Genomic DNA, 23685 nt, shown 5'->3' with positions numbered 1-23685 from the left:
GGAATCAGCAGCACGGCACACGCCGCGAGGCCGAGCAGGGCCGCGAGCACCAACCATCGGAGGGTGAACACGCCATCAGTGTCGCATTCCCCGGGGCGATCCAGTCGGTGTCGCCACCGGCTCCCCACGTCATGACGCAACCATCGTTCACGCCTGACCGCGATTTACCTCACTCGCGAACCGCTCTCGGAACGGCTGTCGATCAGCTACGCTGCCCTCGAGCCCTGGCTACAGTGCGACGAGACGTAGTTGCTGCAAGTAGCGGTGCTCTGTCGGGAGCGTGGGGAGGCGATGCCGACGTGGTGTTCAACGCGGACGTGATGCGGCGCCAGGCCGGCGAGCTGGACGCCGAGCTCGAGCAGGCCCGGTTCACCGGCCGGTCCCGCGACGGTGCGGTGACCGCGCTAGTCAGTGGGCACGGCCGCCTGATCGACCTGAGAATCAGCGCGGCGGTGATGCGCGGAGCACATCCGCAGGCTATGGGTCCCGACGTGGTGGAGGCGGTATCAGCCGCCCGCCGCGCCGCCGCCGGCCCCGCTCTGACGAAGATGCGCGCCGTCCTGGACAAAGAGCAGGTATGGCAGCCCCAACCCGCCGGGGCCCGTCCGGACCAGCCCGCGCCCGCCGCCGACTACCCGCCACCGGCGGCGCCCCCGGCTGCCCAACAGCGGCCGCGGGAAGAGGTCGTCGAGGAGAACTTCGACGAGCTGGACTTCCTGACCGACGACGACAGCGACGACCGGGGGCGCTGGTGAACTACCAGGACGAGCTGTACAACCTGGCGCGCGAGATCGACGCCGCCACGGCGGCGGTCGCTCAGACCGCCCAGCAGACCGAGCACCAGCCGCTGCAGGTACCGCTACCGGGTGATCTGGGGTCGATCACCGTCTCCGGCGCCGGCGAACTCACCGCCGTCACCCTCGACGGCACCGAGCTGCACCAATACACCGCCGACGCCCTCTCCCGCACCCTGCTCCGCGCCATCCAGGACGCCGAGACCCAGGCCGAACGCCGCCGCGCCGACACCATCGCCGCCGCGGTGGCCGAGACGGGGCTGGCATGACCTTTGACGCAGGCGACATCACCGGCCGCGGCTACCGCGTCTACCCCGAATCCCTGCGCAAAGCCGCCGACGACGTCACCACGGCCGCCGAGCTCGTCACCACATTCGCGTAGCAGGACCTGGCGGGGACGCTGCTCGGCGAGTTCGACCTGGGGCTGCCCGGGACGCTGACGACGATCATGCCCAACAGAAACGGCGCGGGAACGGTCGAGCAGTACAACCGGGCCATCGAGACCATCCGCGGGATCTCGAGCAAGAACGCCGAGACACTGCACCAGCTGGCCCACGCTCTGCAGACCGCTGCCTCTTAGAGGTCAGTTCAGAATGAGTTTGCGGAGGCAGATGACCGAGCATGCCAGGCTGAGGATGGCGTGGTGGACGTCGGCTCGTCGTTCGGTGCGGATGCGTAGCCGGCGGAAGTTTTTGAGCCAGGCGAAGGTGCGCTCCACGGGCCAGCGGATGGTACCCAGTCCTGAGCCGTGCTCGACGCCGCGGCGGGCGATGAGCGGGGTGATGCCACGAGCGCGGACCAAGCGGCGGTACTTGTCGTGGTCGTAGCCGCGGTCAGCGTAGAGCCGGCGCGGCCGCTGCAATGGCTTGCCGACCAGGCCGCGGATCGGCGGGATGGCGTCGAGCAGGGGGATCAGCTGGGTGACGTCGTTGCGGTGGCCGCCGGTGAGCGTGATCGCGAGCGGGGTGCCGTGGGCGTCGGTGATCAGGTGGTGCTTGGAGCCAAGCTTGCGGCGGTCGACTGGGCTGGGTCCGGTGTGCTCCCCCCTTTGAGGGCCCGCAGGTGGGTGGAGTCGACCAGCGCGGCGGAGAGATCCAGCAGCCCAGCAGCACGCAGCTCGGCCAGCAGGCGTTCGTGCAACTGCTGCCAGACACCGGCCTCGTGCCACTCGGTCAGCCGACGCCAGCAGGTCGCACCGGAGGCACCGAACAACTCTGTCGGCAAGCGATTCCAGCCGATGCCGGTGCGGATGACGTACAGGATGCCTTCCAATGCGGCGCGGTCATCGGCACGCTTGCGGCCGGGATAACGGAAACGCCGTGGATGCACCGGAAGCAGCGGCTCGAGCCGCTCCCACAGCTGGTCGGTCAGAACCTCCTCACGCATACCAACATTCTGGAAAGCCCCGCATGCCAGGCAAGACGACACGCCGACTCATTCTGAACTGACCCCTTACTACGAACAGCAGGACGCCGCCGAGTACGAACGGCTCAAGAAACTCGAAGGAGGCCTCCCGTGAACGCCTTTCCCCCGTCATGGTCGGCCACCCTCCGACACCCGTCACACCGCCGCAGGCGCAAATGCCGTACCCCACCGAAGCCGACGCCAAGATCCGCTACTGGGCAGACTTCATCGGTGCGCACGGCATCATCACCTTGCTGGACAAGCTTCGTGTCTTCATCGCCGGCGACATCGGCAAGGTCCTGAACCTCGCCGACACGTTCGCCACCGAGACAGCCCTGACCAAAGCAGCCGAACAACTCAACGCCGCCCAACTGACCCTGGCGAAGGCCTGGCACGGCGACGCCGCCGACCAGTTCAACGCCTACGCCGGCAAGGCCGTGACTGCCCTGGGCCAGAACCAGAGCTCAATGATCACCCTGACCAGCACCATGTCCTCGGTTGCCGAGACGATCATCGACACCTACAAGAACCTGCTCATGACCATCGGCAAATGCGCGATCAACCTCGCCCAGCTCGGCGGGAAGATCGGCATCGCCGTCGTGGAATCGGCCGCGCTGCCCCCACTGGCCATCATCGGATTCCAAGACGTGGCCGACGCGATCAACTCGGCGTTCGCGACATTCTGGAACGACTGCCTGGCCTTGCTCGGCGGGCTGATGACCGACATCGGCAAACTGCTCGGCAACCGCATCCAGCTGACCACGATCGAAGCCACCTTCACCAGGCTCCCCGACGTCGGGGACAGCAACGAGGTGATCGACGACCCGGGTCGCTGGCGGGTCAAGCCTGGAGCTACTCACTCATGATCGATCGCCGAACTCTCTGCGTTGTCGTCGCCGCGCTGGGTCTAGGGCTGGGTGCCGGCTGCTCGCCCGGTCGGCCGCCGGCTCCGGCAGAGCCGTCGGTGTCAGTCCCGCCGATCCCCGGGATCGGAATGAGCGGGGCCGGGCGGTTCCGCGCCGATCCGTGCGCCGCCGTAACCGTCGAACAGCTCACCGCTATCGGCTTCTCCGGCGGTGAACGCCGCCGCGACGGGAACCGATGCGTCACCACGTTCGGTGCCGTCGCCAGCGTCAGCACCTCGAACCGAGGTGACAGCCTGCGCATCCTGTATCAGGAGCATGCCTTGGGCCACGACACCGGCAACCACTGGGAGCCGATCACCGTCGAAACCATCTACCCCGCAGTCATCGTCACCACCGAGGAGAACGTCCCCAGCAAGCAAGCCGAGGGCCCGCTCGGATGCACCCTCGCACTCGCCGCCGACGACACCACCCTCGTCTACATCAACGCCGCCACCGCCGACGAGCCCGAAGCCGGCCCTTGGCAACACGACCCTTGCGGCGCCGCGAAAAAGATCGCAGCCCTCACCGTCAACAACCTGACTGCGTAACCACGCCCGCACTTTCACCTGCCTGTTCCTCTGCTCGACCAAACGGGATTCTCCACGCTCTGGCTGGCTGCCAGCCAGCCAGGTAGGTCCGGCCTGGCGGAGATCGTGCGGGCGTACGACCAACGCTGTCTGCTGCGGGGTAAGGCTGCCAAGACGCGCGCTCATGGCTCCCCTTTATGTCAAGGGGCGGTCCTGGTGGGGGTAGGCTGGCGGGTGGCAGGTTCGGGTTGTGGCTTGTCCGAAGGGCCGGTGTCCGGGGTCAGGCCGGTCACGCTGGATTGCAGAGTCGTCCCCGAGTGCCCTCCCGAACCTGCCCCCTCACGCCGGTTCTGATCGGCGAGCATGCGGGCGTAGACGACGTTCGACAGCCGCCGTTTGAGGGCGCGCATCGCTTCCATCGACGTCTTGCCAGCCGCCTTCTTCGCGTCGAAATAGACGCGGCCAGCTGTGGGATTGCGGAGCTGAACCACTCCCATGATGTGCAGTGTCCGGTTGATTCTGCGATTGCCTGCCCGGGACAGGCGATGCCGTTGCTGTTCACCGGAGGAGGCGTCCAGCGGTGCGGTGCCGTTCCAGGACGCGAACCGGTCCCGGCCGGCGAACCGGTGGATGTCGCCGACGTCGGCCAGCAGCCGTGCGGCGCCGGACGGCCCGATGCCGTGCAGGTCCAGCAGCGTGAAGCCGCGGGCGACGACCAGCTCGCGGAGATCTCTGTCCGCGGCCTTGATCTTCTTGTCGATGATCTCCAGCTCCGCGATCAGCTCGACCGCCAGTCGAGGCCGGGTCTTGCCCACGATGTCGCGTGGTTTGATCGTCGCGACGAGCGCGCGAGCTTGCGCCGCCGACAGAAACTTCTTTGATCCCCCGGGAAACAGCTCCAGCAGCAGCCGGTGGAGCCGGTCGACGGTCTGCGTTCGCGCGCGGCCGAGCTCGTCACGACGGTCGACCAGCATGCCCAGCACGACCAGCTCAGGATCGGCCTGGAAGCGGACCAGGTTCGGGGTCCGCAGCGCGACCAGAGCCACCGAGTGCGCGTCGACCGGGTCGGTCTTGCGGCCGTTGCCGGTCGCGAACACCCGCACCTGCGCCGACAGCTTCGCCGGCACATCCAGGACGGACTCGCCGTCGTGAACCAGCCGGTGGGCGATATGCCGGCCGACGCCGTTACAGCCCTCGACCGCCACACCCGGTCACTGAACCGGCGCCCGGCTGCCAGCATCTCGGCGTATCCGACCTGGTCTGTGCCAAACTTTCCCGTCGTCAGTATGTCGCCGAGTTCGTTGATCACCTCGATCGTGGCCGACCGTTTATGCGGATCCATCCCGACAATCACCGGCATCCGGTTCTCCCTTGCCTCAACGCGACGATGTCAGCAAGGAGGGCACCGCTACTTCGAGCAGAACAGACCCCTTTCCAGCCACTCCTCGCGCGGTGCTCGGCGAGACGCATGCCATGAGAGAGCCACACCAATGCCACCGGCAGGCAGCCGCAATGTGGGAGCAACTCACCGAGCACCTGGACCAGAGTCTGGCCGGACCCGATCCTGCCCACCAGTGTTAAGTAGCCGCAGAGCGCGTGTCTCGGCAAGCAGCGCTCAGCAGCTCAACGTGGGGCTGGCCGCACCATCGACATAGCTCGTCAGTGCGGGTTCCGGCTACACGGTGCTGCTCGATTTGATCTCGCTCGGCTGGCTCCTGCCACCGTCATGTGCCGACCGCATGGTTGTTCGAAACGAACGCGGGCGGTCCTCTCACCAATTCCACTGGGGCACAGCTGGGGCAAACCCCCTGTCACAACTGCACTCAACAACACACAGTTGCAAAAGACAGCGATCAAGCGCACCTTTCCACTAGGCGATCCTCTATCGCCGCAGGTCAGGGCCATGTTCGACCCTCACTGGCAGTGAGGGGGTCAGAACCGGGGACCGCGGGGTGCGTTCAGGTGGGCAACCCCAGCTTGTCGAAGAATGCCCTGTTCCTCTCCGTGGCCGAGTTGACCAGCCCCGTCGAAGCTCATGACCTCGATGTACGCCTTCGCGTTGTCATTGAACGGTCAGCCTTTCCTGTGCCAATCAATGCCCAGCTCAGATGTATCGCCGAGCGCTTCGCCGGCCACGCTCCAGGCCAGCCTCATGTTCCGTGGACCGGCAGGCGCGCCCGAAATGTCACGGAGGCGGGCTGCCGCTCTGTCGATGAGCGCGTGGTCGGCGATCATGCGGCCGACGATGAGTGCCTGCGCGGCGCGCACCGACGGTTCACCGTAAACCGGCCCCCATCGCAGCCCTTCTCGCAGGGGCTCCAGGTCCGGATCCAGCAGCACATCTGCCAGTTCCGCCGGTCCGGCCGGGAAACCGGGAACCGGTTCCTCCAGATCGGCCAGCAGTTCGCCGGGCAAGTTGTGGCCGTCCTCGGGCCACCCATAGCAGCTTGCTCCGCGCCGGACCTCCGGAAGGCTGTAGAACAACGAGATCGGAGCGCTCAGGCTCGGCGCGCCGGGGACGTCGACGGCGACGTGGACCGCCAACGCCTTCTCGCCGTCCAGCCATCGTGCGTCGGGGTCCACCTCGAACGTCATCTGCCGATGCAGCGTGTCCTGTCTGACCAGACGATTGGCATCGGCTTCATAGCCGAGGTCACCCAACCGGTGATCGGCCACCCAGCGGGCGATGCTGCGGGTCGTCCATTTCTTCGGGTTCGCGGCCACGTCGGCTGTGTCCTCTCCTCCTACCTGATGCGCAGGATACTGTGCCGCCGGAACGTGAAGTGGCCGTGTTGATTGACCCGATAGGTCCACAGTTCACCACGCCGGGTGCCCATTTCGCGCATGTAACCGCGGAGCTGACGTTTGCCGCGCGCGATCGCTCGGCGGTTTGCCGGTTTGAGCTCGACCGGGTGGCCGCCGGGGGTGATCCCGTCGGGCCGGCGACCGGACCGCAGGGTTCGGGCGTTGCGATAGCCGCGAGTTGGCAGGTAGCTGCTGAACTCCTTGTGGGCGCGGCGCCCGAGGGACGCCGCGGCGTGCTCGCCGCTGGTGGAACTGCATCCGTTGTGGACGAGCAGCGCGACGCCACCGGAGTTCACGACGTAGGTGTGGGTCTGATCGATGCTGAGGTTGTAGACCGTTTGACCGGCCACCATGCCGCGATCGCGGACCTCACGCACAACATGCGTCGTCCCACTCGGGTCGACGACCCGGTCTCCGGAACGGAGGCTGGCCGCATGGACCCAACCACGGCCGACAACGTAGATCGGGTGATTGTCGGTAGCGGTGAGCGCGTGATCACTGCCCTTGACGGTGATGTCGATCAAGTGCCGGGTGCCGTGCCCGACGATGACCGCAGTGACATCCTGGACGCTGACCGCCCCGGTCGCTGGATCTTCCGACAGCACGCGGTCGCCGACGGTGACCCGGTCTATGGCTTCGGTGGTGCCATCGGCGGTGACGACGTCGGTGTCGGGGGCGAAAGAGTTGCCGACGACGCAGGCGGCGACTCTCCGGAACTTGGATCCGATGCTGGCGGTCTCCTCGGCCAGGTGCGTCGCGAGCCGGCCGCCGGGGATCGCGCCGAGCAGGTCCATCGCCGCCGCGCCCCAGTCACCTTGGATCGCGTGGGCGCCGGCCAAGACGAACGACGACACGGTCCCGATCGGGCCGGGGATGAAGGAGGTGACTGTGGCAACCGCGGTGACGACCTTCAGTGCCCCGCTGAAGAAGCCGCCCCAGCTCCACGTTCCGGCCAGGTCGAGCCCGTTGATCGGGTCACCGTGTACGTAGTCGTAGTCGTTGGCCGAGCCACCGGGTTCGGGGTCGACCTGCAGGAAGCGGCCCAGCGCGGGCAGGTAGGTGCGAGCGCCCATCTCGATGGCCTGCTGCCCGGCCAGGTGCTCGACGGGACGCTCGTACTGGCCCAGCCAGCCGTAGTCGAGTCCGCCCTGGGCGGTCGCAGGCACCGGGATGTCGCCGATCGCGCCGGTGGATGGGTTGATGTCCTGGCCGGAGGGATCGTAGAGGTAGATCCCGCCGGTGCGGGTCGCACTGCCGTCGGCGGTGACAAGAACATCGCCGTGCAGATTGGGGTAGGCCCAGTTGGTGGTCTGGTTCTGGTCGTAGGTCTTGGTCAGCAGCGCGCCCCCGGGCAGCGGAAGGATTCGCTGGGCGAGGCTGCCGTCGGAGGCAAGGACGAAGTCGGCGCTGTCGTCGTCGGCGCTGTAGGCGTAGCGGGTGACGCCGTTGTCGGTGGGCTTGGCGGAGCCGGTGACGGTCCGGGTGGCGATGCGGTTGGCTGCGTCGCGTGTGTAGGCGACCAGCGTGCCGGCAGCTGTTCGAGTGGACACGTGCCGGTCGGTGGCGTCGTAACCGAGGGTGTCACCGCCAACGGTGGTGGCGTCTCCGTGAGCGTCGTAACCGAATGACAGCGCGGTAGCCCCCGTGGTCGCCTGGAGACGGTCCGCGGCGTCGTAGCAGTAGTTGGTGACCGTGGCGACGGCACCATCCTTGCTGTCCAGTGACGCGGTGCGGTTGCTGTTGAGACCGGCGTTCGTCGCCGTGCCGCAGCCGCCGGTCGCGTCGAATCGGTAGCTGAGCTGGTGGTGCGGCACGGTGGCCGCGACGAGACGGCCGACAGTGTCGTAAGTGTAGGAGTACTGCGCGGCGGTGGCACCGTTGTCGGTGACGGCGTCGTCGGTGACGCGCCCGTTGCGCGATCGGGTGATCGTGTCGATCACGGTGGATTCGGCCAATTTCCACGCCAGCGAGGTCGTCAGTCCGGCGTCGTTGCGCCCGACGGCGTCCAGGCGCGATCCGTTGCCGTAGGTGACGTCCTTGAGTTCACCGGCTGTGGTGTAGGTGGGCGTGGCGACGCTGCGGCCATCGAGCTGGACATCGATCAGCCGAGATACATCGTCGTAGGTGTAGACGAGCAGGCTGGTGGCGCCGCGGACCGTGGTGGAAGCGGTCCGCAGGCGACCAACCTGGTCGAATGTCGACGTGGTGGTGGCTCCGTTGACGTCGGTGTAGGCAACGGTGCGGCCGAGCAGGTCCACGGTGGTGCTGATGGTGCCGTTCTCGTCGGTCACCTTCGACACCAGCGGGTCGCCGCCGACGGCGTAGTCGTAGGTCAGTGTGCGGGCGGGCTGGCCGCCGAATGCCGGGTAGGTACGTTGTGTCGCCCGGCCGCGGGCGTCCCAGGTCGTGCACGACCAGGGTTCGGTGCCGACCCTGGTGGCCACGACCCGGCCTGCGGCGTCATAGACGCTTTCCGTCACGGTGCCGTCCACGTCGGTCGACAGTTTCGCCGCACCACCCTGGTTGACGGCCGTGGAGTTCGGGTCACACGGGTTGGCGCGGGTTTCGGAGTCGCCGTAGTACGTGGTCGACTCGCGCCGCGCGGCGTTGGTGATGTCGTCGGCGGGCAGGGCGCTGGCTGTCTTGCGCAGGTAGCCGCTGCCAGGGTTTTCGTAGGCGGTGCGTCCGGTCAGGGCAAGGCCGTTCGGGTCTTCGGTCGCCGAGACCTCCAGACCCAGAACGGGGTCGATGCCGTTGGCCGGGTCGGAGTAGCTGGTCGCGGTCCGGGTCGAGGGCGAGCGTTCCACGCTGCCGCCCGAGGTGTCGTCGGTGGTGGAGCTGGTTGCCAGGCCGTAGCGGGGGTGCAGCTGTGTACCGGGAACCGGCTGCTGGGTACCGCTGGGCGTGGTCCAGTGCAGCTCCAGCTGTGCGGTCAGATCGAACTCGTAATAGTCCAGCCGGATGCGTTTGGTCTGACCGGCCGTGTCGGCGTGGACGATCGCTTGACGCCACGCCGGGGTGGTGTTCCGCCAGTCGTCGATGACGCTCTGGTCGTCGATCCACAGGCGAACGCCGTCGTCGGCAAGCACCCGCAGCGTGTAGTCACCGGCCTGGGGGAAGGTGATGTCCCCGGTGGCGCGCAGCGAGAAGTGATCGGCAGGGATGCCCGCCACCGGTGCCGCGTTGTCCCAGTTGCGGACCAGGGAGCCATCGGCTGTGCCGATGCCGGTCGCGGCGACCTTCGGGCGACCCGACAGCGCGTCGTTGTCGAAGTACGCGACCGACAGGCCGTTGATGTTCTCGTCGTAGCCGGTGTGGGTGTGTGCCACAGAACCGGCGCACGCGGCGGTCGGCAGCTGACCGGCGAAACACGAGGCCGGCGCCGGGCCGTAGTGGTCCACGGCTCGGTCGGCGTAGTCGTACACCGTCGTCGAGCGTCGCCCGGTGGCGTCCACCGAGGCAACGGCCTGATCTTTCGCGTTCCACTCGGCGCTGACTGTGGCACCGGAACCATCAGTGGTGGAAAGGGAACGAAGATCGGCGTCGTAGGTGACCCGGCGGGAAAAGCCGCTCGAAGGCGACACCCCCGCGACATCCACGTACGACGTGCGGTTCGCCGGATCGTACCGGTAGGTGTGGCCCGGCCGCGGCTGCCCGAGCGCCGGGGCGGGCATCGTGACCCCGGTCGCTTTGGGCTTGCCCGAGCTGGTGTCGTAGCCGATGGAGGTGAGCACCTCGGTCTTGCCCGCGCGCGTGACGGGGTCTGCCGCGATCCAGTCGTTGATCAGCGGATCGCGGACTTGGTTGACCAGCCCGTCTGCGTTGTAACCGTAGTCGGTGTCTTCCGAGCCGGGGTTCTCGATGCGACTCAGTCTGCCGCCGGAGTACCACAGGACGGACTGCGTACCATCCCAAAGCACGATGCGGCAGAGCATCTGCGCCGGCGGCAACGCGTCCGCTCCGCTCGGCGCGGTGCGGCCGCCGTAGCAGTCGTCACCGGATCGGTTGTACGACAGTGTGGCGACGCGGCCGGATACCGGGTCCTTGATCTGACGCAGCCGCGCCGGCGTCGCTGCGTCGTCGTAGACGTACTGGAGGGCAGCGGGTTTGGTCACATCCGCTGCGCTGGTCACCGACTCCGGACGGCCGTCCGGCCGGAACGTGTAGATCTGGCCCCCATCGTCGGTGAAGGTCACCGCACCGTTCGTGGCCAGCGCCAGGACGCCGTCCTCCCCCGCAGGCGGCACGTAGCCACCCATGCTCTTCTTCGTCCATGTGTGCTTGGCGCCGCTGGTGTCGCTGAGCACGACAGTCTGGTCGGTGACCTGCACGCCGGTGAAGGTCGCGCCGTCACCGTCGAGGTCGGCCGACACGGACCAGCCCTGCGGCAATGCGGGCAGGTCGCTGGTGTACAGCCAGTCCGACGGGACGATCTGCGCGGGTACGGTGGTGCCATCGGTGGTGCGGGTGAACAGCCGCATGCCGGCCGCACCGGTCAGCTCCTGCAGCTCGACCTTGATCGGTACCCGCTGCCCGGCGGTGAGAGTGACATTCGTGGCCTGGGTCCAGTTGACGTCACTGGGGCCCGTGCTCGTGTAGACCTGCGAGCCGTTGATCCACATTTGGGCGGCGTCGTCGTGGGTCCCGGCGAACTGGTACGTACCGGCCGCCGGGGCCTGGAAGAAGCCTTCCCAGCGAACCACGAAGTAGTCCGCTGGCAGAGCCGGCGCGAAGGGAGAGTCGACGCCCCAGTCGACGTTGACCTGCGGTTCCGTGCGGACCAGTACCGGCTGCTGTGAGGGGCTGACGTTGCCGTTGTGGCTCAGGTCGTTGAAGTACGAGGCCCGCAGACCCTTGGCCTGTGCCTGTTGCGCGTTGTAGCGGAACGTCAGGCCGGCGCTGCCACCGACCGCGCCGCGCGCACTCGTCGTTTCTTCCAGGGACACGTTGCCGTTGGCGAGATTGACCTCCGCCGGGCCCTCGGTGTCGGTGGGCGCCGGCCCGTGGTCCCCGATGCGCTGGTCGATCTTGAAATGGCCGATCCAGGTCGGCGTGATCGTGGTGGTGCCGCTGTAGGTCATCGCCTGCCAGGTGTAGGCGACGCCGTCCTGCAGGATCCCCGCCGGAACCGTCCAGGTCGGGGTGGTCAGACAGCCGGACTCGACCACGACACCGGACTTGGCGTCGGCGCCGGTGGCGATGCGGAAGCAGTACTTGACCTGCTCGCCGTCGGGGTCGGTGACCGGGTTGACCGACAGCGTCGGGGTCAGCGACGTCGACACGGTGCCGTCGACCGGCGCAACCAACGTGGTGGCCGGAGCCGGGGATCCGGTGTCGACGGTGAGGGTGGCGTTGAGGTTCTTGTAAGTCCAGGTGCCGGGGTTCTCGGCGCCGATCATCATGAAGAAGACCGTGCCGTCGCGGGCGTTGACGCGGTCGCGGATGAACCCGGTGAGGCCTTCGCCGACGAAGCTGCCGACGTCGCCCACCAGCGCGCTGGTCATGTAGCCGCCGACGCCGTTGTAGTTGAACGCCGACGCGTGGTAAAGGTTCGCGTTCCACGTCTTGACCGAGCCGACGACGCTGGTGTTGCGGGTCAGGTCCATTCGCGCGCCGACCACGGTCTTGCCGAACAGCGGCGAGTAGTCCATGTGGAAGACGCTGCGGTTGTAGGTGTCGCCGTTCGCCTGGCTGTTGCCGATCCGCAGGCCACAGGCGTCGCAGTTGGTGCCATCGGAGCGGTAGGAGTGCGACTCGGTGACGCTGTAAGTAAACGTCGGGTCGACGAACACCGGATACACGCGTTTCGGGTCGCGCAGCCAGTTGGGGTCGACCGCGACGGTCAGCCACCAGTCCGACCCGGCCTTCTCGAGGGTGTAGGTGCCGCCCGTCATCGCCGGAGCGGTCTCGCCGTTGCCCGCGGAGTCCCAGGTCTCGATCGGCGGCAGCACGATCTTCGCTGTGCCGCTCTTGTCGGCCAGGGTGACGGCGCCGTTCTTCTCGAGCTTCGGCGTCAGGTCGCCGGTGGTGAGCTTGAACTTCCACGACGAGCGGCCGTCGGCCGGTGGACGCTTGACCTTGATGGTCTCCTTGACCGAGCCCGGCGTGACCTCGTAGTCCAGGTCCGTACCCGCGGCGACCTCCGGGTAGGTGACCGAGTCGCCCTTCACTGCGGCGGTCGCCGGAGCGGCCTGGTCGAGCGCCAGGCCCGCGGTGTGGCCGCCCGATTCGATCTGCAGGACCGCGGCGTCGTTGGCCTTGGTGGCCAGCGATGGGCTCAGCGGGTGGTTGTCCGCGCCCGCGCGCTTGGTTGCCGGGTCGGTGGCCAGGGTGGTCTGCACCGGCTGCCACCGGCCGTTGTCGTCCTGGACGTTCAGGGGCTGGTTCGACTGACGCACCGAGTGCGTGCCATCGGGGTTGACGTACTCGGTGACGAACATCGACCGCGACACCGGCGTGGAGCGTTGCGGGTCGAAGTGCGTCCCCGCACCCCCATCCAACCGGCTCTGAGCAGCAAAATCCGCCTTCGACGGCGCCTGCGGCGCGACAGAAGCGGGCGCGGCCGACGGCAGCAACCCGACGTCGCGCGGATCGATCGGCTTCGGCGCTTCCACCAGGCGCGGCGGAGCCGCGATGGCTTCGACGTTACCGACGAGCAGAGTCATCGCCAGGGCGAGCACAACGGCTCGGACCCAGCGAACCAGCTGGACAGGACGCGACAACCGCAGCACGGCCAGTTCCTCCCCCGGCGGCCGGCATCCGCCGTAACCGCCCCCAACGGCCCGCGGAGCACCACGCCGCCGCGGGATGGCACCGGGGCACTCCGCGCACGTCATGCCGGTTCGCCCCAGGGTCGGGAATTCTCATCCCTTGCCCGCACGCTGCATCGGCGGAACCTCACACCGTCGTTACACCGTCGAGTGAGATGAAGCACACAGTTGCCAACTGATACCTGATCCAGTAGAGGCTCCAGCACCACCGTCCGCGTCGGAGACTCACCGGCTACGATCGCCGCCGGACCGGCCGTCACCGGACCTCACGCAACCCTTCGGCAGGAGACCCATGCCCGCGCTCGACGCCTCGGACGTCACCGCATCGATCCCGCGCACGATCGGGGAGGTCCGGCGGCCGTCCACGCATCGGCTCGGCGTCGCGGCGCTGTGGGTCTTCGCCGCCGTTCCCTTCGCGCTGGCGCTGCTGGCTGCCCTGCGTGCGCCGAAGATGCACGTGCTGCTCGACTACTGGCACGTCTTCGCCAAGATCACCGACGACAACGGCAGTCTTCTGCTCGGCCAGGTCTTCACCTACCACCTCGACCAGCCGTTCGTCGTGCCCTCGCTGCTCTTCTACGCCGACGCAGCGTGGTTCGGCGGCGACAACCGCGTCCTGACGGTCCTCACGATTGCCCTGCTTGCGGTCGCGGTGTTCGCACTGCGGACGATGCTGCCCCGACACGTGAGCCCGACGACGCGGGGGACGCTGACCGCGGCCATGTCATGGCTACTGTTCAGTTCCCACGCGACCGAACTGTGGCTGCAGGGCACGAATGGCATCAGTTGGGTCCCCGCGGTCACGTTCTGCACAATCGCGATCGCCTGCGCTCACCACGGTCGCCGGGCCGGCGCGTACGCGGCCGCTGTGCTGGGTTGCCTGAGTTTCGGTGCCGCGTTGCCGATCTGGTTCGTGATCGCCTTCATCGCCTGGCTACGCAAGGAACCCCGGCTCCGCGTGGTGATCCCCGCTGTAGTCGGGCTGACCATCCTCATCGCCTGGTGGCTCACCAAGCCCGCCGGGACGCAGTCCGGGGCGACGGATGCCTTCGACCCGGACGGACGGCTGTCGGTCGTCGCCGCCGCGGTCGGTGGACTGTGGTCGGTGGACATCGCCGTTCCCGCGGTCATAGCCGGAGGCCTCACCATCGCCTTACTCGCCTTGCTGCTGCGACGCACCCTCATCCACCGGCCGGCAGCGATCGAAGCGGGATGGGCAGGGTTAGCCTGCTACGCCTTCGCCTTGGCATTGATGCTCGCGCTTGGCCGGACGACGACGAACGTCCCCGGCGGCAACGTCGGCCTGATCAGCCGGTACGTCCTGGTCGCTGCACTGGCCACCACCGCCGCGCTCGTCCTGACCACAGTGCACCGTCCACAGTGGCCGAAACAGTACCTCGTCGTGGCAGTCGTCGCACTGTCCCTGGTCACCCACGCCGTCGGTGGCAGGAAGGCCGACGAAGTCCGTCGCAGCTACGCGCCGCTCAGTCTGTCCGCGATCGCACTGCGAGTTGACGCCCCCGCAGCGCTGGATGCCCTGCACATCCAGCGCGCCGCCGGCCCCGCAGCCCGCGCATTGGGCGCCTACCCGTTCAACGACAGCTTCACGCTCGGCTGTCACGGCCCCGATCTCGGCAGCCACCTCGACCTGACAACCGCACAACCGACACCGGCCGGCGCCCTCGACGCCCCTGCCACCGACGCGGGCGGCATCACCACCGGCTGGGCCGTCGTCAACGGCACCCGGCCGGACTGCATCCTCATCACCGACCAGACCGGCACGGTCACCGGCGGTGGCGTCACCGGCCTGCCCCTCACCCTCGGGCAAACCCCGAAAGCCGCGCCAGGAGCGACAGCCTGGCAGGCAACGGCAGGCCCTACGAACGGACCGCTCACGATCCTCGCGGTCCAGGGCGGCCGTCTCTATCGCATCAGCTGAATTCCCAGCTGCAGCGCCTGGATGGCGGAGGCGTCACGGTGGGTTTGCCGACCAGCCCACGGCAGCGACGGCTGGGGGGGGATACCTGTGTGGGCGATGACGCCCGTGTCGGCTCTGGGGGACACAGGTGCTCAAGGTCGAGGTCGGGCCCTCTTCCCGCCGCAAGTTCAGTCGCTCCCACGATCTCGGTCAGCCTCAGGCCTCGGGCTCTACCTCGGCGTCGTCGTGCGGAATGATCACATCCGGCCCAGTGTCGCCAGGCCCGAAGCCGTCGGCGGTGTCGGGTGCCCCTGGCCGGGATCGGCGGCCGCGATCTCCTGGCGTCCTGTTTCCGGGTTCGGCTCGAGCGGCGAAGTCGTCATACCGCGGGCATACCCCTCGGCCGGCGTTTCATTCGTCGCGGCTCGTCAGCGGCGAGCGGAAGTTGCCTGGTAGGCGGCGATCGTATCTGGCTCGACACGCCGGGGCGAGGTCCGGCGGGATGGATACGGTGAGTGGCGGCATCGGAGCTTGCAGGTCCATGGAATGTTCGGCGGACGGTCCTGTCACCTACGTCGAGGCCGGCTACTTCGGCGGGAGCGGAACCCAATCCGCGCAGGGATGGGCCGGCGGTCAGGTAGCACTCGGCCCCCTGCACCTGGCCTTTGGAAAGCCGATACCGGCCGGCGGCAGCCCTATCTCTCAGGCGCTCCGGTGGCTTGGCGTGATCAAGGGTGAGCACTTCGACGAGTTCGATGCGGTCGGGCTTGGCCGCCACCGCGAGACAGACAACTCGCTTCCACCCGCGAGCTGATCAGCGCAACGCACTCTCTTGCCGATGTGCAACTGGTCGCCGAAGCCGGGATGCGGCTCAAGCCAGGAGGGCAACGAGGGCCGCCAAGGCGGGTGCGCCCGGACCGATCAGCCCCTTGATCCGCGCCCGGCGGGGGTCGAAGGCGATCAACGCCAGGCTCGCGGTGAGCATGCACGCACTGGCGGCCAGGACGAGCGCCTGGCCACATCGAGTAGGCGGCCCGGAACGCCGAGGTGCTGATGCCCGCAGCGGCGACACTTTGCGGGAGTTTTTAATCACTAAATCCTCCCTCCTGGCGCCACTGCCCCACAACGCAGAGAAGCCCAGGCCGGTGGCCTGGGCTTTCTCGTTGCGAAGCTCCCCCGCTTGGACTCGAACCAAGAACCCTCCGGTTAACAGCCGAATGCTCTGCCAGTTGAGCTACAGGGGAATGTCGCTCACTTCCGGTGCCGGTCTCTCCGACCGACAAGAGAAACTTTAGCCCATGCCTCCAAGCCCCTTCACACCACCCCCCACTTGGCGCAACCGCCCCCCGGCTGCCGGTTTTCCTGGACAATGGACAGTCGGACGACCTAACGACGGAAGGCGTGGACGCGGATGAAGAAGTTCCTGCTGGGGGCAGGCCTGGGGTACGTACTGGGCGCCAAGGCAGGCCGGGGGCGGTACGAGCAGCTCGTGCGCACCTACCGCCGGGTCGTCGACCACCCCATGGTTCAGGGGGCCGCCGGGGTGGCGCGGGCCAAGATCGGGGAGAAGCTCAAGCGCTGACGCGGGCGACGAAGAACACCCGGCGGAACTCGAACCAGGTGACGCCGTCGGCGCGCGCCGGGTAGGCCTCGTCCAGCATGGGCGCCAGGGCGGCGCGGAACTGCTCCCACTCCGCGTCCGGCAGGGCGGCGCGGATCGGGCGCAGCGCCGTTCCGCTGATCCACTCCAGCACCGGTGAAGGTCCGGTCAGGGGCTGCACGTACGTCGTCTCCCAGGCGTCGACCGTGCAGCCCGCGTCGGCCAGGAGGCCGGCGTACTCCAGCGGGGCCGACACCGCGTCGTCCTCGCGCAGCACCACCTCGGCCAGGCGGGACGCCCACGCCGGGGACGCCGCCAGTTCGCGCGTGAGCACGTGCGAGGGCGCGTCGAAGTTGCCCGGCACCTGCACCGCCAGCCACGCCCCCGCAGGCAACGCGGCTGCCCAGCGGCGCAGCAGGGCGTCGTGGTCCGGGACCCACTGCAGGACCGCGTTCGACACCACCACGTCGGTGTCCGGCGCCGGTGTCCAGTCTCGGACGTCGAGGACCGCCGCGTCGAGGCCGCGCTCCCGGGCCGCCGCCACCATTTCGGGTGAACTGTCGCTGCATTCGAGGACCGCCGAAGGCCAGCGCTCGCGCAGGGACGCCGTCAGGTTGCCCGGGCCGCAGCCCAGGTCGACGACGCGCCGCGGGGACGCAGCTCCGATGCGCGAGACCAGGTCGTGGAACGGCCGGGCCCGCAGGTCGGCGTAGTCGAGATACTTGCCCGGATCCCACACGGCCGCCTCCCAGGTGGCAGTACGCCTGTACTGAGTACGAGCGTACTGCTACTCCGCCGGGTTGACCAGCTTCGCGGCGACCTGCTCGGCGATGGCCTCGACCAGCGTGACGTCGGTGCCCGGGTCCGGCCGGACCTGCAGGACCGTGCCGTCGCGGCCGGGGATCTTGCGCTGGACGAACCACGCCCCGCCGTCGCCGATCTCCTGCCGGTGCCGCGAGCGGATCGAGCCCTCGACGCGCTGGTACGCCTCGCGCGGGACCTTGCCCGGGGCCGGCAGCCGGAACCGCACCGGCGGCCGGTCGGCGAGCACGACCGCCGAACCCGCGGCACCCACCTCCGACGACTCCGTCAGCGTGAAGACGCCGTCCGCCCAGGCGGCCTTGCCGATCAGGTGCCAGCCGACCCGCCGGGCCCCGTCCTCGGCCGGGATCCACAGGCCCAGCGCCGTCACGACCAGGTGGCCGCCGCCCTCGACCGGGGCGCTGTCCACCACCTCTTCGCCCGGGGAAAGGGATCCGGTGAACCCCTCGGGTGTGCGGTCGCCCAGCAACCGGCGCAGGAGGCCCATCTCAGCTCCACGCGCCGGCGGCCGCCTGCTCGCCCAGCGACTTCTTGTACTGCTCCAGCGCGACGAGGTCGCCGAACAGCGCGCGGTAGTCGTCCGGCGCCTCCACCGGCGACAGCCGCTGCAGCTTCCCCTTGATCTCCGCGATCTGCCGCCCGACCAGGCCCTCCTGGAGCCGCGCGAGGATCGACGAGATGTACCGGGAGTCGACCTCGTCCTTGGCCTGCAACGGTTCCACGGCCAGCTCCGAGAGCACCCGGCGGACCGTCCCTTCCGGACAGTGCGGGGCCGCCGCGTCCAGCAGCGCCGGGCCGGTCAGGCCCGAACCCGCGCCACCGGCCTTCAGCACGGCCTCGTGCACGGCCACGTACACCGGGTGCGTGAAGGCTTCCAGCGGCAGCGCGTCGTACTCCGGCCCGGCGATCGCGGGCTGCTGCAGCGCGGCCTTCAGCGCCTCGCGCTGCACGGCGAACCGCGGGTCCTTCGGGGCCGGGCGGGCGACGTCCTGCGCGGGCGCGGCCGGGGCCGTCTGGGCCCGCCCCGGCTGCCGGACGGGCGCCCCGCCGCGCTTGTCGGTCGCTCCGGCCGCGCCGCGGACCCGGTTGACCACCTGCGCCACGTCCTGCCAGCCCACCCACCAGGCGAGCTTCGACGCGTAGCCGTCGCGGGCCGCGCGGTCCTTGATCGACGCCACCATCGGGACGGTCTTCTGCAGCGCCGCGACCTGACCGTCGACCGAGTCGAGGTCGTAGTTCTTCAGCGTGCTGCGGATGACGAATTCGAACAGCGGCGTCCGCCGCGCGACCAGGTCCTTCACCGCGCTGTCGCCCTTGGCCAGCCGCAGCTCGCACGGGTCCATGCCGTCCGGCGCGACCGCGATGTACGTCTGGCCGGCGAACGTCTGGTCGCCTTCGAACGCCTTCAGCGCGGCCTTCTGGCCCGCTTCGTCGCCGTCGAAGGTGAAGACGACTTCGCCGCGGAAGGCGTCGTCGTCCATCATCAGCCGGCGAAGCACCTTCATGTGGTCCTCGCCGAACGCCGTGCCCGACGACGCCACCGCCGTCGGCACGCCCGCAGCGTGCATCGCCATCACGTCGGTGTAGCCCTCGACCACGACCACCTGGTGCCGCTTCGCGATCTCGCGCTTGGCCAGGTCGAGGCCGAACATGACCTGGGACTTCTTGTAGATCGGCGACTCGGCGGTGTTGAGGTACTTCGCCGAGATCCGGTCGTCGTCGAACAGCCGCCGCGCGCCGAAGCCGACGACGTCGTTGCCGACGTCGCGGATCGGCCAGACCAGCCGCCGGTGGAACCGGTCCATCGGGCCGCGCTGGCCCTCCTTGGACAATCCGGCCGTCAGCAGCTCCTTGACCTCGAAACCCCGGTTGAGCAGGAACTTCGTCAGCTTGTCCCAGCCGCCGGGTGCGTACCCGCAGCCGAACGTCTTCGCCATGGCGGCGTCGAACCCGCGCTCGGACAGGAAGTCCCGCGCCGGGCGGGCCTCGTCGGTGACCAGCTGCTCGGCGTAGAACTCCTGGGCCAGGCGGTGGGCTTCGACCAGCCGGGTGCGGCTGCCGCGGTCGCGCTGGATCGTCGCGCCGCCGCCCTCGTAGGTGAGCCGGAGGCCGACGCGGTCGGCCAGCCGCTCGACGGCTTCGACGAACGAGATCAGGTCGATCTTCTGGATGAACTTGATCACGTCGCCGCCCTCGCCACAGCCGAAGCAGTGGAAGGTGCCGTGCGTCGGGCGGACGTTGAACGACGGGGTCTTCTCGTTGTGGAACGGGCAGAGGCCCTTCAGGCTGCCCCCACCGGCGCGGCGCAGCGCCACGTACTCCCCGACGACCTCGTCGATCCGGTTCCGCTCGCGCACCTCCGCGATGTCGCTCTCCCGAATCCGTCCTGCCACGCCACCCACTCTATCCTGCGGTTTGCGGCACACTCGGGGCATGGCCTCCACGACCACCGCCCAGGACACCCTCGCCGCGCAGTTCGCCGAACACCGCAGTCACCTGATCGGGGTGGCGTACCGGCTGACCGGCACCCGCGCCGACGCCGAGGACGCGGTCCAGGAGTCCTGGTTCCGCCTGGCCGGACTGGACGACGCCGGCCGCGCGGCGATCCGCGACCTGCGGGGCTGGCTGACCACGGTGGTCGGCCGGATCTGCCTCGACCGGCTCAAGTCGGCCGCCGCCCAGCGCGAGAAGTACGTCGGCAACTGGCTGCCGGAGCCGGTGGTGACGCCGTTCGGGCGGCCGGTCAGCGAAGACCCCTTGGACGTCGCCGTCCGCGACGACGGGCTGCGGATGGCCGCGCTCGTCGTCCTCGACAAGCTGACGCCGGAGCAGCGCGTCGCCTTCGTGCTGCACGACGCCTTCTCGGTGCCGTTCGCGGAGATCGCGGACGCCCTCGGCGTCTCGGTCGACGCTGCGCGCCAGTACGCCTCCCGCGGCCGCAAGGCCCTCGCCGACGCCGACCCGGCGCCGCGCGTCCCGCTCGACGACCAGGCGAAGATCCTCGAGAAGTTCGTGATCGCCCTGCAGCAGGGCGACATCCGGGCGATGACCGAGCTGCTGGCCCCGGACGTCGTGCTCATCGGCGACTCGAACGGCAAGGGCCGGACCACGCGCCAGCTCATCGTCGGCGCGGACAAGATCGCCCGGTTCTTCCTGGGCCTCACGAGGAAGTACGCGCCCGGAACGCTCGCCAGCGGCACGCCGGTGCTGGTCAACGGCGACCTGGGCATGCACCTCGCGCCGCAGCCGGGCCAGGACGGCTTCTTCGACCTCGACGAGCACGTGCAGGCGATGACCGTCCGCGACGGGAAGATCGTGGCGATCTACGACGTCGTGAACCCCGACAAGCTGGCCCGGATCACGCGTCCCGGCGACGCACCGTCGTGATCGCCGCGGCCAGCAGGACGGCGGCGAAGGCCGCGAAGTAGGCCAGGGCCCAGCCCGGGCTCAGCGGCGAGTCGGACAGGACGGTGGCGTTGCCGCCGTCCCGGCCCGCGTTCGCTTCGCCGGTTCCGCTGAGGAACTTCGTGACGGTGTTCAGCGGGAGCCAGCGGTGGATCGCCTGCCCGGCCCGCGGGATCAGCTGGACGAGGTTCTCCGCCATCAGCGGGTAGCCGACGACCAGCGCGACCGCGCCCGCGGTGTGCCGCAGGAGCAGCCCCACGGCGACTCCGCAGACCGCGGCCAGGGCGAACACCGGCCCGGTGCCGGCGACGATCCGCCAGTCGGCGGCGCTGTCCAGGGCCAGGTCGGCGTCCGGGGCGAGGATCCTGGCCACCAGCCAAGCCGAGAAGGCGCCGGCTTCGCCGAGCAGGAAGGCGTAGCCGGCGACGAGCGCGGCCTTGGCCAGCAGCACCGGGGTCCGGCGGGGCACGGCCTGGAAGGTGCCGTGGATCGTGCCGGAGTGGTACTCGCCGGTCACCGCGAGCGCCGCCAGCACGAGCACGGCCACCAGCGCGAGCTGGTAGCCGAACTGCGTGCTCGCGACGGTGGGCGGCAGGTGCGATTCGGACGCGGTGAGCGCGGTGATGGCGGCCGGGAAGACCAGCGCGGCCACCGTGAAGACGCCGCACACCCAGGGCGTGGTGATGCTGAAGAGCTTGATCCGTTCACTGGCGACGAGGTGCATGCGCAGAACGGTCCCGCGGCGGACCCCGCCGGCGCGTCCCACCGGGGTCGGGTTCGCGGGGTCCTACGGGAGCGGGACCCGGCAGGCGTCGCCGGAGGTGAACCCCTGGTCCACGACGCCGAGCGCGCTGTTCATCCGGGCGCGGGAGTTCTCCAGCGCGATCTGGTAGGTCAGCTCGATCACGCCGGCGCGGCCGAACTCGCGCTCGAGTTCGGCGACCTGCTCGTCGGTCACCGTCACGTGGTCGGCCGACATCGCGTCGGCGTAGGCGATCGCGAGCCGCTCCTGGCGGCTGAACGCGGGTGAGGTCGCGTAGGCGTCGATCTGCTCGAGCCGGTCGATGTCCAGGCCGTCGTGCTTCTGCAGCATGGTGCCGAAGTCGACGCACCACGAGCAGCCGATCCGCGTCGCGACCCGGTAGACGGCGAGCTCGCGGACGTTCGCCGGGAGCTTCTTCGAGGCGCGTTCCACCAGCAGTTCGTGCGCGATGTTCGCCCGGAGCAGGCCGGGGTGGTGCGCGACGACGGCCATCGGCTCCGGCACGGCACCGTAGCGGCGGCCGGCGATCCGGTAGAACAGCTTGACGACCGGTCCGGCTTCCCTGGTCTTCTTCGCGGTGATGCGCGGCATTGCGGTCTCCTTCGTCTCGGTCCTACCGCGGGGACGAGACGGCGTCCGGGGACGTGACACGAGGTGCGGTGAGCCAGGCCACCAGCATCGCCACGGCCGCCGCGGCGAACACGACGGCGAGGCCCGGCGCGGCGAGCGCACCGGTCGTGGCCAGGGCGAGCCAGCCGAACACGGCGGCCCCGGCGAGGCCGCCGGCCTGCCGGGCGAAGGTCAGGGACCCCAGCGTGACGCCCAGCAGCTCACGCTTCGCGCGGGTCTGGCCCAGAACGGTGTACGCAGACGTACAGACCGCGAAAGCCGCACCGATCGCGAAGAGCCCTGGCGCGAGGAGCCAGGGCGTGCCGCCCAGCGAGGCCGCGACGGCGACCGCGGCGAGCCCGGCCGTGCCGAGCAGGCAGCCGAACCGGCCCCACGCCGGCATTTCCGGGTGTTTCCGGGCGAGTGCGGCAAAGGACGCGGACAGCCCGAGCTGCCCGGCGGTCATGGCGACGAGCAGCAGGCCGGTGCCGGCGGCGTTCGTGCGCAAGGCCGCGACCAGCGCGACGTAGGTGAAGGTGCCGTAGAGCGCGGCGCCCGCCAGGCCGTTGACGAGCACCGCGCGCGCCAAGACGGCGTCGGCGACGACCTCCGGCGAGATCAGCGGGCTCGGCACGCGGCGCTGCCGGCGCACGAACAGGAAGGCGGTGAGCGCGGCCGTGGCGACCAGCACCGGTGTCCACAGTGGACTCCGAGCCGCGAACGTGCCGAGGGCGACGACCGCCGACCCCGCGACCACCAGCAGGACGCCGCTTCCGGCGTCGAACTTCTCCGTCGTGGGCCGCGGTTTCGCGGGGAGCCCACGCAGCCCGAGGACCAGGGCGGGCACGCACAGGGGCAGGTTGACCAGGAAGATCCACCGCCAGCCGGGACCCGCCGCGAGCAGGCCGCCCAGCGGGGGCCCGCCCAGGGTGGCGGCCGCGGAAACGGCCGTCTGCCAGCCCTGGCGGCGCAGCAGTTCGTCGCGGTCGAACAGCTCGCCGAGCGCGCTCATCGCCGTGACGATCAGGCCGCTGCCGCCGAGCCCCTGCAGGGCACGGGCGGCGATCAGCGAGCCGATGTCGGGGGCGGCGGCGCACCAGGCGGAGCCGACGGCGAACACGAGGACCGAGGCGGCGAAGGACCTGCGGCGGCCGTGGAGATCGCCCAGCCTGCCGTGCAGGGGCGTGGCGACGGTGAGGGTCAGCAGGCCGGCGGCGGTGACCGCGACCAGCCCGGTGCGGGCGTGCAGCCCGGCGCCGATCGACGGCAGAGCCGCGGTGAGGACCAGGCCGTCGAGCTGCGCCATGGCCATCCCGAGCAGGAGACCGGCGTAGGCGAGGTTCCGATATGCGTGCATAAAGCA

General features: G+C 69.3%; 19 protein-coding genes and 1 tRNA gene. 8 read left to right on the top strand and 12 right to left on the bottom strand.

Annotated features, from left to right (window positions below; translation table 11 throughout):
* Positions 1 to 299: 299 nt before the first annotated feature.
* From AB0J55_RS43440 to AB0J55_RS43430, 3 genes are all read left to right on the top strand, one after another.
* Positions 300 to 755 carry a YbaB/EbfC family nucleoid-associated protein gene (locus AB0J55_RS43440; protein WP_364263224.1) on the top strand — a complete coding sequence of 152 codons (456 nt, stop codon included), beginning with the start codon at positions 300 to 302 and terminating at the stop codon, positions 753 to 755.
* Positions 752 to 1063, top strand: coding sequence for a hypothetical protein (locus AB0J55_RS43435; RefSeq protein ID WP_364263221.1), 312 nt, complete (start codon positions 752 to 754; stop codon positions 1061 to 1063). The genes AB0J55_RS43440 and AB0J55_RS43435 overlap by 4 nt, the downstream gene beginning before the upstream one ends.
* A 179-nt stretch (positions 1064 to 1242) precedes the next feature.
* On the top strand, positions 1243 to 1374 hold the full coding sequence (locus AB0J55_RS43430) for a hypothetical protein (protein WP_364263218.1): 132 nt from the start codon (positions 1243 to 1245) through the stop codon (positions 1372 to 1374).
* 3 nt (positions 1375 to 1377) lie between these two features.
* Here the strand turns inward: AB0J55_RS43430 and AB0J55_RS43425 are convergent.
* A protein-coding gene (locus tag AB0J55_RS43425) for an IS5 family transposase (protein ID WP_364263215.1) occupies positions 1378 to 2180 on the bottom strand; the annotation gives its coding sequence in 2 pieces (ribosomal slippage) (positions 1378 to 1844 and positions 1844 to 2180; 804 coding nt in all).
* Between the two features lie 194 nt (positions 2181 to 2374).
* Between AB0J55_RS43425 and AB0J55_RS43420 the strand changes: the two genes are divergently transcribed.
* A complete protein-coding gene (locus AB0J55_RS43420) occupies positions 2375 to 3064 on the top strand; it encodes a hypothetical protein (RefSeq protein WP_364263212.1) in 690 nt (229 codons plus the stop codon).
* Positions 3061 to 3651 carry a DUF3558 family protein gene (locus AB0J55_RS43415; RefSeq protein WP_364263209.1) on the top strand — a complete coding sequence of 197 codons (591 nt, stop codon included), beginning with the start codon at positions 3061 to 3063 and terminating at the stop codon, positions 3649 to 3651. The genes AB0J55_RS43420 and AB0J55_RS43415 overlap by 4 nt, the downstream gene beginning before the upstream one ends.
* A gap of 179 nt (positions 3652 to 3830) precedes the next feature.
* Here AB0J55_RS43415 and AB0J55_RS43410 read toward each other — a convergent pair whose 3' ends face one another.
* From AB0J55_RS43410 to AB0J55_RS43400, 3 genes are all read right to left on the bottom strand, one after another.
* Complete coding sequence (locus AB0J55_RS43410; RefSeq protein ID WP_364263206.1) at positions 3831 to 4835, bottom strand: transposase; 1005 nt, start codon at positions 4833 to 4835, stop codon at positions 3831 to 3833.
* Between the two features lie 868 nt (positions 4836 to 5703).
* The gene (locus AB0J55_RS43405; RefSeq protein ID WP_364263203.1) at positions 5704 to 6354 is read right to left on the bottom strand and encodes a hypothetical protein; all 651 of its coding nucleotides are present in this window, start codon (positions 6352 to 6354) and stop codon (positions 5704 to 5706) included.
* Between the two features lie 20 nt (positions 6355 to 6374).
* On the bottom strand, positions 6375 to 13115 hold the full coding sequence (locus tag AB0J55_RS43400) for a PA14 domain-containing protein (RefSeq protein ID WP_364263200.1): 6741 nt from the start codon (positions 13113 to 13115) through the stop codon (positions 6375 to 6377).
* Between the two features lie 382 nt (positions 13116 to 13497).
* On the opposite strand from AB0J55_RS43400, the gene AB0J55_RS43395 reads away from it, so the two are divergent.
* Positions 13498 to 15144, top strand: a complete 1647-nt coding sequence (locus AB0J55_RS43395) for a DUF2079 domain-containing protein (protein WP_364263197.1) — start codon at positions 13498 to 13500, stop codon at positions 15142 to 15144.
* Positions 15145 to 15380: 236 nt separating this feature from the next.
* Here the strand turns inward: AB0J55_RS43395 and AB0J55_RS43390 are convergent, their stop codons facing one another.
* The gene (locus AB0J55_RS43390; protein ID WP_364263194.1) at positions 15381 to 15506 is read right to left on the bottom strand and encodes a hypothetical protein; all 126 of its coding nucleotides are present in this window, start codon (positions 15504 to 15506) and stop codon (positions 15381 to 15383) included.
* Between the two features lie 788 nt (positions 15507 to 16294).
* Positions 16295 to 16367 (bottom strand) — tRNA-Asn (locus AB0J55_RS43385).
* Positions 16368 to 16534: 167 nt separating this feature from the next.
* Here AB0J55_RS43385 and AB0J55_RS43380 point away from each other — a divergent pair.
* Positions 16535 to 16705 carry a hypothetical protein gene (locus tag AB0J55_RS43380; RefSeq protein ID WP_003097798.1) on the top strand — a complete coding sequence of 57 codons (171 nt, stop codon included), beginning with the start codon at positions 16535 to 16537 and terminating at the stop codon, positions 16703 to 16705.
* Here AB0J55_RS43380 and AB0J55_RS43375 read toward each other — a convergent pair.
* Genes AB0J55_RS43375 through dnaG form a run of 3 tightly spaced genes read right to left on the bottom strand, consistent with a single transcriptional unit; the run spans position 16695 to position 19947 of the window.
* The gene (locus tag AB0J55_RS43375) at positions 16695 to 17462 is read right to left on the bottom strand and encodes a trans-aconitate 2-methyltransferase (protein ID WP_364263192.1); all 768 of its coding nucleotides are present in this window, start codon (positions 17460 to 17462) and stop codon (positions 16695 to 16697) included. The two genes, AB0J55_RS43380 and AB0J55_RS43375, sit on opposite strands and share 11 nt — an antisense overlap.
* Before the next feature lie 48 nt (positions 17463 to 17510).
* Positions 17511 to 18032: a hypothetical protein gene (locus AB0J55_RS43370; RefSeq protein WP_364263189.1), complete on the bottom strand. Its 522-nt coding sequence runs from the start codon at positions 18030 to 18032 to the stop codon at positions 17511 to 17513.
* Between the two features lies 1 nt (position 18033).
* A complete protein-coding gene (dnaG, locus tag AB0J55_RS43365; RefSeq protein WP_364263186.1) occupies positions 18034 to 19947 on the bottom strand; it encodes a DNA primase in 1914 nt (637 codons plus the stop codon).
* Positions 19948 to 19978: 31 nt separating this feature from the next.
* On the opposite strand from dnaG, the gene AB0J55_RS43360 reads away from it, so the two are divergent.
* Positions 19979 to 20932 carry a sigma-70 family RNA polymerase sigma factor gene (locus tag AB0J55_RS43360; protein WP_364263183.1) on the top strand — a complete coding sequence of 318 codons (954 nt, stop codon included), beginning with the start codon at positions 19979 to 19981 and terminating at the stop codon, positions 20930 to 20932.
* Here the strand turns inward: AB0J55_RS43360 and AB0J55_RS43355 are convergent.
* The 3 genes from AB0J55_RS43355 to AB0J55_RS43345 all read right to left on the bottom strand — a co-directional run bounded on the left by AB0J55_RS43355 (position 20904) and on the right by AB0J55_RS43345 (position 23679).
* On the bottom strand, positions 20904 to 21674 hold the full coding sequence (locus AB0J55_RS43355) for a hypothetical protein (protein WP_364263180.1): 771 nt from the start codon (positions 21672 to 21674) through the stop codon (positions 20904 to 20906). The two genes, AB0J55_RS43360 and AB0J55_RS43355, sit on opposite strands and share 29 nt — an antisense overlap.
* 63 nt (positions 21675 to 21737) lie before the next feature.
* Positions 21738 to 22304: a carboxymuconolactone decarboxylase family protein gene (locus AB0J55_RS43350; RefSeq protein WP_364263177.1), complete on the bottom strand. Its 567-nt coding sequence runs from the start codon at positions 22302 to 22304 to the stop codon at positions 21738 to 21740.
* A 22-nt stretch (positions 22305 to 22326) separates the two neighbouring features.
* Positions 22327 to 23679 carry an MFS transporter gene (locus AB0J55_RS43345; protein ID WP_364263174.1) on the bottom strand — a complete coding sequence of 451 codons (1353 nt, stop codon included), beginning with the start codon at positions 23677 to 23679 and terminating at the stop codon, positions 22327 to 22329.
* Positions 23680 to 23685 lie beyond the last annotated feature (6 nt).

Source organism: Amycolatopsis sp. NPDC049688, assembly GCF_040674975.1.
Classification (GTDB): Bacteria; Actinomycetota; Actinomycetes; order Mycobacteriales; family Pseudonocardiaceae; genus Amycolatopsis.
This window is presented reverse-complemented; position numbering and strand designations above follow the sequence as displayed.